The sequence below is a fragment of the Oceanispirochaeta crateris genome (assembly GCF_008329965.1).
Taxonomy (GTDB): Bacteria; Spirochaetota; Spirochaetia; order DSM-2461; family DSM-2461; genus Oceanispirochaeta; species Oceanispirochaeta crateris.
In genome coordinates this window covers 2,905,083-2,919,898 of the sequence record NZ_CP036150.1, presented here as the reverse complement: position 1 = coordinate 2,919,898, position 14,816 = coordinate 2,905,083, and the positions used below count along the sequence as shown (strand labels likewise).

13 protein-coding genes are annotated in these 14,816 nt (G+C 44.4%); 8 read left to right on the top strand and 5 right to left on the bottom strand.

The annotated features are described in order from the left end of the window. The first annotated feature begins 161 nt into the window (after positions 1-161). Entirely contained in the window at positions 162-944 is a 783-nt protein-coding gene (locus tag EXM22_RS13255; protein WP_149486989.1) for a hypothetical protein, read from the top strand. Positions 945-1,524: 580 nt separating this feature from the next. Continuing rightward, positions 1,525-2,409: an MYG1 family protein gene (locus EXM22_RS13250; protein WP_149486988.1), complete on the top strand. Its 885-nt coding sequence runs from the start codon at positions 1,525-1,527 to the stop codon at positions 2,407-2,409. Here EXM22_RS13250 and EXM22_RS13245 read toward each other — a convergent pair. Next, positions 2,390-3,370, bottom strand: a complete 981-nt coding sequence (locus EXM22_RS13245; protein WP_149486987.1) for an AEC family transporter — start codon at positions 3,368-3,370, stop codon at positions 2,390-2,392. The two genes, EXM22_RS13250 and EXM22_RS13245, sit on opposite strands and share 20 nt — an antisense overlap. Positions 3,371-3,414: 44 nt before the next feature. Then, positions 3,415-5,598 carry a sensor domain-containing protein gene (locus EXM22_RS13240; protein WP_149486986.1) on the bottom strand — a complete coding sequence of 728 codons (2,184 nt, stop codon included), beginning with the start codon at positions 5,596-5,598 and terminating at the stop codon, positions 3,415-3,417. Between the two features lie 201 nt (positions 5,599-5,799). Here EXM22_RS13240 and EXM22_RS13235 point away from each other — a divergent pair, with 201 nt between their 5' ends. Together EXM22_RS13235 and EXM22_RS13230 are read left to right on the top strand one after the other, a co-directional pair. After that, positions 5,800-7,056 carry a valine--pyruvate transaminase gene (locus EXM22_RS13235; protein ID WP_149486985.1) on the top strand — a complete coding sequence of 419 codons (1,257 nt, stop codon included), beginning with the start codon at positions 5,800-5,802 and terminating at the stop codon, positions 7,054-7,056. Next, a complete protein-coding gene (locus EXM22_RS13230) occupies positions 7,053-8,282 on the top strand; it encodes a cation:proton antiporter (protein WP_149486984.1) in 1,230 nt (409 codons plus the stop codon). The genes EXM22_RS13235 and EXM22_RS13230 overlap by 4 nt, the downstream gene beginning before the upstream one ends. Before the next feature lie 11 nt (positions 8,283-8,293). On the opposite strand, the gene EXM22_RS13225 is transcribed toward EXM22_RS13230, so the two are convergent. Together EXM22_RS13225 and EXM22_RS13220 are read right to left on the bottom strand one after the other, a co-directional pair. After that, positions 8,294-8,929 (bottom strand): C39 family peptidase, encoded by a 636-nt coding sequence (locus EXM22_RS13225; RefSeq protein WP_149486983.1) that lies wholly within the window; start codon positions 8,927-8,929, stop codon positions 8,294-8,296. A gap of 2 nt (positions 8,930-8,931) precedes the next feature. Then, positions 8,932-9,516, bottom strand: a complete 585-nt coding sequence (locus tag EXM22_RS13220; protein ID WP_149486982.1) for a septal ring lytic transglycosylase RlpA family protein — start codon at positions 9,514-9,516, stop codon at positions 8,932-8,934. A 151-nt stretch (positions 9,517-9,667) separates the two neighbouring features. Between EXM22_RS13220 and EXM22_RS13215 the strand changes: the two genes are divergently transcribed. Then, positions 9,668-10,198, top strand: coding sequence for a hypothetical protein (locus EXM22_RS13215; RefSeq protein ID WP_149486981.1), 531 nt, complete (start codon positions 9,668-9,670; stop codon positions 10,196-10,198). A 145-nt stretch (positions 10,199-10,343) separates the two neighbouring features. Continuing rightward, entirely contained in the window at positions 10,344-11,933 is a 1,590-nt protein-coding gene (lysS, locus tag EXM22_RS13210; RefSeq protein ID WP_149486980.1) for a lysine--tRNA ligase, read from the top strand. An 83-nt stretch (positions 11,934-12,016) separates the two neighbouring features. Here lysS and era read toward each other — a convergent pair whose 3' ends face one another. Next, positions 12,017-12,889, bottom strand: coding sequence for a GTPase Era (era, locus tag EXM22_RS13205; protein ID WP_149486979.1), 873 nt, complete (start codon positions 12,887-12,889; stop codon positions 12,017-12,019). 107 nt (positions 12,890-12,996) lie between these two features. Here era and EXM22_RS13200 point away from each other — a divergent pair, with 107 nt between their 5' ends. Then, positions 12,997-13,605, top strand: coding sequence for an ATP-dependent Clp protease proteolytic subunit (locus EXM22_RS13200; RefSeq protein WP_149486978.1), 609 nt, complete (start codon positions 12,997-12,999; stop codon positions 13,603-13,605). 104 nt (positions 13,606-13,709) lie between these two features. Continuing rightward, the gene (locus EXM22_RS13195) at positions 13,710-14,744 is read left to right on the top strand and encodes an endonuclease/exonuclease/phosphatase family protein (RefSeq protein ID WP_149486977.1); all 1,035 of its coding nucleotides are present in this window, start codon (positions 13,710-13,712) and stop codon (positions 14,742-14,744) included. The last annotated feature ends 72 nt before the right edge of the window (positions 14,745-14,816 follow it).

Genomic DNA, 14,816 nt, shown 5'->3' with positions numbered 1-14,816 from the left:
TGTTCAAACAACAACGCTTATGAGTTATGCTCCTGTGGAATCTAAATACTCCTTTGTTGTAAAAGGTGAACCAGAGCAGTATGAGAATTATTCATAATTTAGTAATATATAGTTCCCGGGTTATACTTTTAGGTTACCCCTTAGGACGAAGATAGGAGTTTATGGTAGAAAGTGATGAAATACTAGGAAAGAAGATTATATTTGTTTATCCTCCGGACTTGGTGAAGTCACAGCTTTTACAGTTCCTGATGGATAAAGAATTTGAGGCCTATACTCTTTTAAATTACCGGAAGATTCCTGATATCCATAAAAGATTTCCTCATTCTATTTTTTTCCTGAATATCGACGCCGTTCAGAGTGAATTGGAATGGCAGGATTATATACGTTCTCTTAATAAGGAATGTCCTGGTATTCAAATCGGAATTTTTTCTTTTAAAATTTCAAAAAAAGAAAATATGCAGTTCTACTTATTCGAATTGGGCATCAGTTGCGGGTTTATTCAATTGAAGCAAGGGGTCTCTGCGGCTTCTGAGATGATGATGAAGGTCCTAAAAGCCAATGAGGTTAAGGGACGCAGAAAATTTATCCGGTATCAGTGCCGTGAAGAAGATAAATGCTCTTTGAACTTCGATTTTATGGAATCCCGGGTACAGGGCGAAATACAGGATATCAGTTCTGTTGGTATGTCTTGTGTTCTTAGTCGTCTTCCAGACTCCCTTGTTAAGAATCAACTCATACGAAATATGCAGCTTCGATTACGGGGCGTTCTGGTCAATGTGGATGCTATTCTACTAGGAACCCGAACTATTGAGAGCGAACAGACTCTTTACGTTTTTCTTTTCAACAGTGATTCTACTGAGAAAATGAAATCGAAAATACGCCTTTTTATCTGCACATCTCTTCAAAAGAACTTTGAGAATGAGTTCTCTCTAGAAACTGGATAAATTTAATTTCGAAGAAATTATTTGCAAAGGGATCTTGATAGTTGTAGACTCTGAGTTAGGTTCATAAGAACAAAATCCAAGTTATAAGGAGTTTTGATTATGAGTGAAGAGAGTAGTCCGACAATCTTTGAAGTGTCTGAATCATAGTTTATATTTACAGATCTCTTTTGAGATTTGAAGGGGTTTTATCCCCGGTAAAAGCACAGATTATTTCTGTGCTTTTTTTTATTTCAACCGGGGTTTCAGAGGATGGCTCCTTAAGTTATATTTTTTATCTTGGCGAATAAAAAGATTTTGGCAGATTGCTTCAAATCACCATATAGGTAAAAATGGCAAAGCGGATGTTGATGACCGTAGCTTCGGCCTATTCGCGTCCTCAAAAGGAGATTCTTATCAAACTAACGACAACAAAGGGTGTATTAGAAACATTCAAAGTGAACCATTGTATATCCCGGCCTTATTCTGCCTCTATTAGAGAGTGTAGAGATCTTAAAACTATGAGAATCAGGGTTGCCCCAGGGCTTTCTTCCCGAAATAAAGGATTTTCAGAGGTTCCTATGATGAATTGGAGAGCTAGGGTATGAGGGATCAATCGTTTAGAATTATCACCCACAATGGCAAGGCTCATATGGATGAACTTGTAGCCGCGGCTCTTCTATGTATTACCCGGGATAAACAGCCCGATGAAGTGATAAGGATGGACAGCCGAGAGGCTGAGAGTTTTGTGAAGGATAGTAGAATGGAACCAGGAGACTGGGTGTTGGATTGCGGTATGGTCTATGATCCGGAGCGACAGCTCTTCGATCATCATCAAGACGGCAATCTGGATTCTACGGCCCTGCTGATGTTCGATGAATTCTTTCCAGAATTACAAGAATCTAGATTTCATGAATCGATTCGACTCCTTTCAAGGGTGGATACCAAGGGGTTACAGAGTCTAAATGACTTCAAGGACCTGGATGAGAGTAAATCCTACTGGTCCTTTTCTCAGAAACTCCTTACCAAGGGATTTGAGCTGGACCCGGTAGATGCTCTTAGAATGGTTAGCGAAGTCATTAAAGACAGCCTTCAGTTTGAACATATGAGAAATAAGGCTCTTGTCTGGCTGGAGTCTCCCGAGCATACCGAGATTGTAGAGTTTGGAACGTACAAAGTTTTGAACTATTTAGTCCTTCCTCCCGAAGAGCTGACATCAGCCCTTCGGTCGGCAGATAAGGAGATGGTCGATGAACATGAGATCATTGCAGTCGCTTCATTTGATGATCATAACGTCAAAGGCAAGGCTCTGTTTAGAACTAGTCACGGCCAGGATCTTCTGGATTTTACCCGCTGCCATCCATCCCAAACGGTGTTTTGCCATCCGGGAGGATTCCTTTTGAAGTTTATCTCCGCATCGGATGGGGAGTGGATGAGCCTCCTGGAAGAGTCTCTTATCCCCCATTATTCTATATCAGATAAGGAATGATGTAATTCAGACAAAAATATAGCCAGGGAACCACGACGACTAGGGCGATCATAGAGGCTAACCATCCTGTGTTGGCATAGTCCAGATCCAGGTTATAGAGGCTGGCGGGCATGATCGCCATAAAACCTGAGGGCATGGATGATAGAATAAATACAACTTTCAGAGGCAGTCCGTTCATAATGCGGCCCATTCCCAAAATGTAGGCTGCGGTTGTGACCGTCAGCGGGACAAGTATATATTTGATGGTCAGAATGCTGGTGGTTGAAAGGGCATATTTTTTGATACTCTGGAAATGCATGGCAATTCCGATGGATATCAGAAGCAGGAAGGACCCCAATGGAACCAGAATATTGTTCAGGCCCGAATAGAATGCAGGACGGGGAAGTCCAAGCAGATTGAACAGGAGCCCAAGAAATATTCCGCCCATGGAAACCATGACGAAGGGGTCTTTCAGAATCTGCAGGATGCTGCGTTTGTCCTTGTGTTTTTCTTCTCCAAAGAGAGACGCTACTGGAAATCCTACGGCAAAATACATGAGAGGTTCCACCAATTTGTAAAATGGTAAGAGAATAAATCCCGGTTCTCCCAGCAGAGCATAAATAACCAAGGCTCCTATGGAGCCAATGTTGGTGTAAAAACTGACACAGAAGTGGCTACCCCGCATAGGGCGGGTCATTTTTTTATTCCGGGTATACACTATGGAATAGACACCGCTGATCGCGATTGCCAGGAACCCCAGAACCGGCAGAATCATGATTTCCAAATTCTCCAAGGGGAGCGCCCACACCGCCCCGGCAAAGGCCACAGGGTTGGTAAAGAGGAGTACCACGATCTGCATTGTTTTTCTTATTTTCTCGGTTAAGGCATCTTTGTTTTTTTGAGTTCTGATTATGTTTCGAATGCCAAGTCCTACGGCCAGTCCTAAAGGAATCAAGGCTATGGAAAAAAGAAATCGCATCATGGAAAAACCTCCGCTAGTCTTAAATATATTTTTTCAAGAGAGTTTCAGCCCTCGATGAATTGTATCAGATTTTTACGGGACATGGGCTTACCCAAAAGAAATCCCTGGAAATACTGACAATTTTCGAGAGGCGGATAGTGCTGTTGTTCCACTGTTTCTATACCTTCGGCAACCATTTCCATATCCATACTCGTTGCTAAATTGACTATGGAGTTAATGATTTTCCGGTTATTGTCTTCGGGAATTTCCTTGATAAAAGATCTGTCTATTTTTATGCAATCAACGGGAAGACGACTAAGGTAGTGCAGGCTGGAATATCCTTTTCCAAAATCATCGATGACGATTTTCAGTCCAGGATGGTCTTTTTTTAGTTTTATCAGAGTGGATATTGCCATTTCCGGAGATTCCAACAAGAAGGTTTCGGTTAGTTCCAGTCGGAGATTTTTAAGATGAATGGCGGATCTTTTTATGGCCATGCTCAGAATATCAGGGAAGTCCGCTGCTTTGAGCTGCCTGGTACTGATATTCACAGAAACGAACAAGTCTAGATCCAGTGACTTATTCAGCTCCTCAATATCTACAAGAGCGTGTTCCAGAACCCACTGTCCCAGAGGGTTTATGAGCCCCGATTCTTCGGCGGAAGGTATGAAGTCGTCAGGGAAGATAAGGCCTTTCTCGGGGTGGTTCCATCGGATCAGAGCTTCCACTCCTGCAATTTTTCCATCTCTATTGACGATGGGCTGATAATTGAGAAACATTTCCTGGTTTATGAGGGCTGTTTTGAGTCCCTGGTCAATGATCCATTTGTTTTGAGCCGAAAGGGTCAGATCCTGTGAAAATATGGTGTAGCGGTTTTTCCCTCCCTCTTTTGAACTGTACATGGCCAAGTCGGCATGACGTGTGATTGTTTCTCTGTCTCTGCCATGTTCGGGGAGGAGTGCGACACCTATGCTGACACCTATATTCACTCTATGGGTCTGCCCCTTTTTATCAAAATTAAAGGGTCTCTGAATGGCTCTTAAAATCTTGTTACAGATGACCACCGCGTCTGACTGCTGCTTGAGACTGGTAATCAGAATAACAAACTCGTCCCCGCCAAATCGATAGATCATATCTGATTCTCTCATCAGATTCCTCAGTCGCTTTGCTGTGGATATCAGAAGCTTGTCTCCCGCCTGATGTCCCAGAGTATCATTCACCTGTTTGAAACCATCCAGATCCAGAAATAGGAGGGCGCCGCGGATACCTGGGTGGGTTTTGAATAGGTTAAAAAAATTTTGGATATCCGTATTGAAAAGATCACGATTGCCCAGCTCTGTTAACTTGTCGTGATAAGCTATATATCTAAGTTTTCTTTCTACATTTTTTCTCTGACTGATATCTCTGATTAGGCAGATCAGAGTCCTCTTTTCGAGTTCTCTGGAGTTCCCAAAGGATATCTCTATGGGAGAGACTCCCCTGTTTTTATTACGGCCCAGCAGCTCTATTTCTTTTTTGACAGTCTGGTTTTCCTCTGAGTCTATATAAAAATATTTTCTGAATTCCCCGGAATACCGCACAAAAACTTCTTCAGGGAAGAGCATAGCAAAGGGAGAATTGATCAGTTCATTTTTGTTGTATCCAAATACCTTGATGCAGGAAGAGTTGGCGTACAAAATTTTAAATGATTCATCAATCATGATCACTGCTTCGGTTATCGTTTCTGTTAGAGCTTCATAGTTGTTCTGGACTTCCTTGAGCTGTGATGCCAGCTCTTTTCCACCAGATTGAGGCTTCCAAAGGTTGAGGAAGCAGGATTTTCTAGAATCTTCCTCATAAGGAACCAGTATGGCCTCATAGGTTTTTAGCTTTCCCCGTCTATCGGGAAAGCGCAACAGGAAGAGCTCCTCCGTAATTTTTTTAGATGATTCGTTGACCCTTTGTTCCTCATCAATATTCAGGCGGTTGAGGATGAGAGACTTATACTCATCGGGAATGAGGTCAAACAGATTCTTGCCGAGAAGTTCATCCTTGTGGAATCCCAGGGATACGGTCGCTACGGGATTTATTCCCAATATGAGTCCATCATGGCTAATGTGTAAGACAGGATCTTCGGTATTATTGAGGATTAGATCCGTAGAGATTCCCATTGTTTCTACAACAGATAAGAGTCCGGACTCTTTCTTGGAGGAAGCCCCGGTGTTAATGACACTTTTGCCGAGGTCTGTGATGTTCGTTGTTTTACACATGAATTGTCTTTATTATCTGTACTTTCCCCGAAGGAGACAATGAGAAAATATAAATAATTCGTTTTAAACGGAAGAAATTAGGAAATTTGTATATAAACGAAGTTCTATCTGAAGTGTTTTAATGTTTTATTTATACTCATACCTCTTTTCATCTCAAGAGAACAGGTGGATCTTTTTTACAAAATTCTTATAATACGAGGCATGAAATTAACATCTTTCGGCGAAAAATTTACCCGTAAAAGTGGAATTCTAGAACTCATGGACGATCTTGGAAATGCAGTAGCCGGGCAGGGACGGGTCTGTATGCTGGGCGGGGGAAATCCCGCCATCATTCCGGAAATCCAGGCCGTCTGGAATCGTTGTCTTTCAGAACTAATTCAAGATGGCAGTGGCCTTGAAGAAGCCCTGTCAAGTTATGATACTCCTCAGGGCAAGCAGTCTTTTTTGGAGAGTCTATCTGGGATGCTGAAGAATTCCTTCGGCTGGAATATTGGCCCCGAAAACATTGCTATCACCAACGGCAGCCAGTCTGCTTTTTTCATTTTATTGAATCTCTTTGGAGGGACCGATGCCTCTGGTGTCAAAAAAAAGGTGCTGTTTCCATTGTGTCCGGAATATATCGGCTATGCCGACCAGGGATTGGAACCGGATATCTTTACGACTTGTCCGGCATCCATTGAGATCCTTGACGACTTTCTTTTTAAATATCATGTAGACTTTTCCAGCCTCAAAGTGGGAGATGATGTGGGTGCAATCTGCATCTCCCGGCCAACGAATCCTACGGGAAATGTCATCAGTGATGAAGAGGTGCGCCAGTTGTCCTCTCTGGCTGAAGACGCAGGAGTTCCTCTCATCATCGACAATGCCTATGGATCTCCTTTTCCTGGGATAATATTTGAAGAGGTCAAACCCTTCTGGAATGAAAATACGATCCTCAGTATGAGTCTCTCAAAAATTGGCCTTCCTTCGGTCAGGACTGGTATTATCATAGGCCGTCCTGAAATTATAAAAGCGGTTTCTTCCTGCAATGCCATCATCAGCCTGGCCAATGGGACTATTGGTCAGGTCCTGACAGAGAGTCTCTTCCAGAGCGGAGAAATCTTAGATATCAGTAAGAATATTGTTCGTCCCTTTTATAATAGAAAGTCAATTCAGGCACAGAACTGGGTCAAAGCCTATATGCCTGTCTCAGCGGATTACAGAGTTCATAAAAGCGAGGGAGCCATTTTCTTATGGATTTGGTTCAGGAACCTGAAAATCAGTTCCAGAGAGCTCTATGAAAATCTTAAAAAAAGAAAGGTCATTGTTGTTCCCGGGGAGTATTTCTTTTTCGGACTCGATCAGGACTGGGAGCATAGCAAACAATGCATCCGGCTCAATTATTCACAATCGGCAGATCTGGTTGAAGAGGGTATCCGCATTCTGGCTGAGGAAGTAGATAAGGCCCTTCGACAGTGAGTCTGAATCTGCTGATCGTTCTGACTCTAATTGGGGGCTGGATCTTTTCCCGGGTTTTCAAGAGGATTGGGCTTCCAAACGTCTTGGGAATGATCCTCTGGGGAATTCTTATCGGCCTCTTTTCCCGGGGCAATGCTCCCGGTTCTCTGGAGGAATTAAGCCCCTTCCTTAAGTCTCTAGCTTTGATTGTTATCCTCCTCAGAGCGGGGCTGGGTATCAGCCCCCACACGCTCGCCCGTGTGGGAAAAACGGCTGTCCTCATGTCATTCCTACCCTGCCTTTTTGAAGGGTTTGCCCTGATGGTTCTCCTTCATTCCTTTTTGAACTTTTCTTGGATTACCTCCGGGGTTTGCAGTTTTATCCTGGCCGCAGTCTCTCCGGCTGTGGTCGTTCCGTCCATGCTGAACCTTCAGGAGAGCGGGCTGGGGCAGGATAAGGAAGTTCCCACAATTATACTGGCTGGGGCTTCTCTGGATGATGTTTTTGCCATCACTCTCTTTTCTATCTTTTTAGGGCTTTCCACAGGGCAAAGTGTCCATATTTCCAGGGCTCTTCTAGAGATTCCTCTCTCCATTTTAGGAGGGATCATTCCCGGTATTCTCATGGGTTATCTCCTGGCCTGGTATTTTAAAAAATATCATACCAGAGTCAGGGCGACCGAAAAGATCCTCCTTCTGTTGGGTGTTGGAATACTATTGGTGGATATTGGCAATCAAATCCACACCGCTGCACTTCTGGGGGTCATGACCTGTGGTTTTATCCTGTTGGAACGGGTTGAATATGTGGCTCATGAACTGGCTGAAAAACTGAAGAAAATATGGATTTTTGCGGAAATCATCCTCTTTGTTCTTATCGGGCTTTCTGTGGATCTTTCTGTGGCTTGGCAGGCGGGATTCGCGGGTTTGCTGATCATTAGCGGCGGTCTTGTATTCCGCTCATTAGGTGTTTGGCTTGCTACGATCGGGAGCGGATTGAACCAAAAAGAACGGTTCTTTTGTGTTATTGCCTATCTTCCCAAAGCGACTGTGCAGGCTGCCATGGGTTCTGTCCCGCTGGCTGCCGGATTGGCAGAAGGAGAACTCATCCTGGCTCTGGCTGTTCTGGCTATTCTATTTACGGCTCCCCTGGGATTGATCGGCATCAGAACCCTGGGCCCAGTTCTTCTTAGTTCTCCGGAGCTGGCCCGTGTGATTTCTACAGACAGCAAATCCCTTGAAGATGAGTGAATCCCAGAGTCTTATTGAGGAATGAATACCCGGATACCATAAATGTTTCGTCCGGCGCCACTACCGTATTCATCCGAAATATTATAACCTTCTCCCAGGGTTTTTGTTTTTCGATTCAAAGGATCTTTGATCAGGAACTCTTCTCCTTTATAGCCGGTCAGGACAATAAAATGGGGAATGTTCCCGGGTCTTAACACCTCGGCAATCACAGGGAATCCCTTATCAATATAGGACCTGATCAGTGGAAGATCTGCAGATTCAGACCGAAAGTCATACCGTTTGAATTCTTGTATTTCATCAAAACCCAGGACAGGAACTTCCCAGTTCATTCTGACTCTTCCCAGGTAGTCGCCATCCTCATCATCCCAGCCCTTTTCATATCCATTGTTCTTCAGAAGCCAGTTGTTGAGCTTTGAGGGATTTGTCTTGATTCCATAATATTGGAGGACCATCGCTGCCGATGTGAGGGCGCATCCGTGTGTTCCAATGGTAAGGGATGGACTGTCTCCAAGGCTCTTTTCCGCCCAACGTTCTGTCTGTCCCATCCAAGACATATCCAGATTTTTCTCTTCTTGACCCGAACCAAAGAGTCTGGACGCAAGGGCTAATAAAAGAAAATAGAAAAAGTATCTGTATCTGCGGGACATCTTCAATTCTGTTTGATCAGTATGTTATTAATCCCCAATTGCTCCAGTTTCTGGGCATAGACCATGGTCTCTTCTTCGGGAATATCCGTCAGAATGATACGGGTGACCCCCTTGTTGTTGAGTTTGGCTTGGGGAGAAAACCCGTTGGCTTCCAGCTTCCGCTTCATAGCCGTGGCATTTTCCAAATTCCTGTAGGCACCGACCTGAATTGAAAAAAGGATCTCCAGTTCGTCCATATCTTCCACATGGAGGATGACGGGAGCTGTTCCGGTCTTAATCATATCCAGTTCCACTGCGGCGGCATAGGAGAGATCTATCGTTCTTCCTTCCACAAAGGGTCCTCGGTCGTTGATACGAACTACAACACTCTTACCGTTAGAAATATTGGTCACTGTCGCCACCGTATTGAAGGGTAGCTGTTTATGAGCCGCTGTCAATTCGTGGGTGTTAAAAGTTTCACCATTGGCGGTTAATCTGCCATGAAATTTACCTCCGTACCAGGAGGCTATGCCTTCCTCTTCATAGGCTGTCAGGGTAACCACTTCGGTCAATAGCAATATGAGGGACAAGATCATCAATTTCTTCATGATTCCTCTATCGGCAGAGTAGGGGGTTTGCTTCAATGATTCCCTTGCATTCTGTTTAAACTCTTACTACAGCTCATTCATATTTGGTTCATACGAGGGTTTTATATTTCAATCATCAAGTTAGAAAAAAGAAAACCAACGGAGGTTATGTATGAAAAAGAAAGTTATGGTAGCGGCACTGGTTCTGGTTAGCTCAGCAGCGGTATTTGCATCTGGTAATAAAGAGGATGACAATGAGTACTATGAAAGAGGCCCCAGAATGGAAAACCGGAATGATACTCGGGAATTTAGAGGACGGGATTGGCAGGATCAAGATGGACCTCAGCGGCGGGGAGGAATGGTCTGGTTCGATGAAGAGGGAAATCCTATAACACCGGAAGAGATCAGTGCCGAAGGGACTCTTGTTCTGGAGGAAGGTACCATGCCCTATCTTGAAACAGAAGATGGGAAGGTCTTCCTGATGATTCCTCCATTTGCAATCGCCGAAGTCGATTTGGAAGGCGGAGAAACCATTAAGGTCAAGGGGTATGACATGCCTACAGATCGCTGGGGAAATAAGACAGAATCTGTTTTTCTCCATGTCCTTAGCGCGGATATTGATGGAGAAACATTCACTCTGGACATGGGACGGGCCGGTGGAAGAGACAGGCACCATGGAAAATCAGGGAGAGGCAACTGGTAATCTTCAGTTTCAGGCAATCTGAAGGGATCTTATTCACTGAGAGTGAAAAATAAGTTCAAAATATGTCTAAAAATGGATGTCCTTCCGAAATGGAGGGACATCCTGTGTTGCCATGGGGTCGGACCCTTGTGTATAATTCCTGCCCATGAGTAATGATACAAAAAAAAAGTCAACACACTGGGCGGATATCACCGCCGATAAAATTATCCGGGAAAGAGGAAAGAAGGAACACTATACCTGCGCCTCAGGAATCACACCCTCCGGAACTGTTCATATTGGAAACTTCCGGGAGATCATCTCTGTTGAACTGGTTGTCCGCGCATTGAGAGATAAAGGCGAAAAAGTCCGGTTTATTTATTCCTGGGATGACTACGATGTATTCAGAAAAGTTCCAAAGAATATGCCTGAGCAGGAACTATTGACCAGCTATCTGCGAAAACCCATTACCCTGGTACCAGATGTTCTGGGAAATGAAGAAAGTTATGCTGCGGCCAATGAGAAGAATTTGGAAGCCCTCCTCCCAACTGTGGGAGTCTTTCCTGAATATATATATCAAGCGAAACGTTATCGAAACTCCGAATATGCTGAGGGTATCAGGAAGGCCCTGGTGCATCAGGATGATATCCGTCGCCAACTCAATGAGAGCCGGACGAGCGATCTTCCGGCCGACTGGATGCCTGTTTCGGTATTCTGTACAGCCTGTGATCGGGATACCACAAAAGTAACCGGATGGGATGGGGATTACGGAGTTTCTTTTGAGTGTGAATGCGGTCACAAAGAGACTGTGGACCTTAGAACAACAGCAGCGGTTAAACTCCCCTGGCGAATTGATTGGCCCATGAGGTGGAAACAGGAAGATGTGGATTTTGAACCTGCCGGTAAAGATCACCACTCCGAAGGCGGATCTTTTGACACCGCCAAAAAAACCGGGAAAGAAGTGTATGATCACGAACCGCCTGTTACATTTCAATATGATTTTATCCGGATCAAGGGCCGGGGTGGTAAAATCTCTTCATCCACCGGTGAAGTCATCTCTCTCTCGGATGTTCTTGAAGTATACCAACCCGAAATTATCCGCTACCTCTTTGCCGGAACAAGACCCAATACGGAATTTGCCATCAGTTTTGATTTGGATGTTTTGAAAATCTATGAAGATTACGACAAATGCGAGCGTACCTATTTTAGCAAACCAGAAACTCCAAAGGCTCTGAAAAATTGGGAAAAACAGGCTCGCATCTATGAGCTCTCCCAGGTGGGCGAGGTACCGGAAACGATGCCCTATCAGATGCAGATTCGCCACCTTTGTAATCTCCTTCAGGTACATTCCGGAGATATTGATGCGGTTGTGGCTTCATTGAAAGACCTTGATAGCTCTCAGGAAGCTCGGTTCCGTCAACGCTGTGCCTGTGCCTGGGTCTGGGTGAAGGAATTTGCTCCTGAAGATTTCCGGTACTCTTTGAGAACTCCCGAAGAGGGTCCCATTGAGCTGGATGAAAAGAACCTTACGGCTGTTAGAAGACTGGCTGTCCTCGTTGAGGAAAACCTGGAATCTATGGAAGAAAAAGAGTTTGGAACCAAGGTTTACGATATGATGAAGGAACTGGAACTGGAATCGGCAGATTTTTTCACTGCAGTGTATCAGACACTTATTTCCAAGGAAAAAGGTCCCCGACTGATCAGTTTTCTCTACACCCTGGGTAAAGAGAAAGTCTTATCCCTGCTAAAGCTGTATTGAACGGAAGGATCGTCATCCCAAAGTGAAGGCGATCCTTCTGTAATATTCCCTTGACGGGCAGATTCAATTGCCCTGAGGGAGAGTTATTTGAGCATGCCTTTGAGGAGGTAGTCCTTCCTTCTCCAGCGGGGATTTACCTTGACCCTCAGATCAAGACGGACCTTATAGTCGAAGATCTTTCTGAATTCTTTCAATGAGGCTATGCGAATCCATTTGATTCTTTTCCCTTCTTTTCCTACGACAATGCCTACTTGAGATTCGCTTTCAACAGTTAAAAAGGCACGGACCCAAAGTTCATTCCCTTTCATTTCCGTATCGGCTATTTCAACGTATAGGGCATGGGGAATTTCCTGGCTGGTCTGGGAAATAGCCTTCTCTCTTATAATTTCAGCTATTCGGAATTCCGGTTCCTGGTCTGTATAGAATTCCTCGGGATACATGAGCTCACCCTCGGGGGCCAGTTCTATCAGGCGGTCTCTCAGAGCATCCACTCCAAGCCCGTTGAGGGCGGAGGTTTCCATCAGTGCTTTTGGATGGACATTGGTGGTCATGAGTCCTCGGATTTCCGACTTGTAGTTTCCCTTTTGGTCCACCTTGTTGAGAACCAGAAGAACAGGTTTTTCAGACTGCTTATTCAGCAGTGAAATGACTTCCTGCTCCTCACTTCCCGGGGGACGGGTCGAGTCAACCACATAAAGAACCATGTCCGCCTCTTCCAGGGAGGAGTACACGACATCTTTCAGATACTGATTAAACTTTTTTTCAGAATGGTGAATTCCGGGAGTGTCTATAAAGACAAGCTGTCCTTCTTCCTCCGTTACAATCCCCCTGATTTTATTACGGGTCGTCTGGGGAACATTAGCTGTAATGGAAACCTTTTCCCTGCAAAGGGCGTTGAGGAGGGTTGATTTTCCAGCAGAGGGACGGCCTATTATGGCAACAAATGCTGATTTCATGTCTCTTTCCTTGCAGGAGAAATTGCCTTTTCCTGACTTTTTGAATATATTTTGATGAAGACCGGGAAATAATCCCGCCGATGCAAAGCTATTAAGGAGACTATACAATGATCAGACGTCTGGAGGAAGAGGGTAAGGAACAGAAATCCGAAGGTGAACAGGAAGCCCTATCCCAGAAAATGCTTAAAACCAGAACCATACTCCTTTCTGGAGAGATTAATAAGGAACTGGCAGAAAAAGTGATCAAACAGCTCCTGCTGCTCGAAGCGGATAGTGATGATCCCATCAAAGTATTTATTGACTCTCCCGGAGGAGATGCCGATGCAGGTTTTGCCATCTATGATATGATCCGTTTTATCAAACCCGATGTGTATACTATCGGAATGGGCCTGGTGGCCAGTGCGGGTTCTCTTATTCTATTGGCGGCGCCTTTGGATAAAAGAATTGCCCTTCCTAACTCTCACTATCTGATTCATCAACCCTTGAGTGGAATAAGGGGAGTGGCTACAGAAATTGAAATTCATGCCAATGAATTGGAAAAACTCAGAGTGAAGATCAATAAACTCATTGCAGAAGAAACAGGAATCGATGAGGTGAAAGTCAGCGAAGATACTGACAGGGACTGCTGGATGAACGCTTCAGAAGCAAAGGAATACAAGTTGGTTTCTGCTATTATCAGTAAACGAACAGAGTTGGAGAAAATCGAAAAATCCTAAAGGCCTTTTGAATCTCCACTTTTATAAAAAACCGGCTTTATAAGCCGGTTTTTTGAATTCAGAGATCCATTCCTGATGTCATTTCCTTAGACAAGGAGTTTCACATGAAGGTCTGGGTTCTTTGTATTCAAACTGTCCTTCTCTTCATCTCTTGCCTTATTCCGGAAGAGGATATGGTTGATTCGTTATCAGTCATGACCTGGAATGTTCAAAATCTCTTTGATGATCAGTCCAGTGGTGTGGAGTACGAAGAATATGACCCCCAACTGTCTGACTGGGATGAGAATTCTATGAGGATCAAGCTTGAAAATCTAAAGGAAGTTCTTCTCTCCGCAGAACCTGAACTTCCGGATATCATCCTTTTACAGGAAGTCGAGAATCGGGAAATTCTTGAAGTCCTCAATGAAGATTATCTGGACGGATATTACAGCTTTATCGATGCCTGGGATGATCGAGAGTCCGCTATCTGCTGCGGTATTTTATCCTGTTATACTCCAGAAGAGGTCCACCTCCATTTCCCCGGGTTGTATGGTAAAAGACAGCTCCGGCCTGTTGTTGAAATCCATTTCAGAATGGGATCTGAAACGCTGATCCTCTTTAATAATCATTGGAAGTCCAGAGCCGGTGGGCAGGCCGCAACAGAAACTGCCAGAATCAGGGCGGCTGGGGTTCTCTCCAAAAGGATCGTGGAACTGAGAAATCAAGGGTACACGAACCTGGTTGTAGCAGGGGATTTGAACGGTTCCTGGGAAGATTTCAGAGCAGGTGGAGTCCAGACGGCCCAAATCCCTGTGGAGGAAATTCAGAATGTTTCCTGGACAGACTGCCTGTATATAAGCCTGGAACCTGCTGATACATTTCTGTCTACGGATAAAACGGTCCTTTATTCTCCCTGGAAGGGTATGGAGAGCGAAGGCAGTTATTTTTTTCAAAATAGATGGATGAAACTGGATCATTTTTTTCTGGATAGGGGGCTGGTGGATCAACAAGGTCTTGAGTATCTCCACAGTTCCTGTATGGCTCTCCCTTTTATGAGTGACGAACTGGGGCGTCCTGCCGGTTGGGAAAGCTGGCGATTAAAGGGTTATTCTGATCATTTCCCACTCATTCTTTTTCTAGGAAGTGAATCTAATGAGTGAAATCTATCTTATTTCGGTTTTCATGACTTGGCAGTTTTCATAAAATCCGCAGATAATGGAAAAACTAGAATA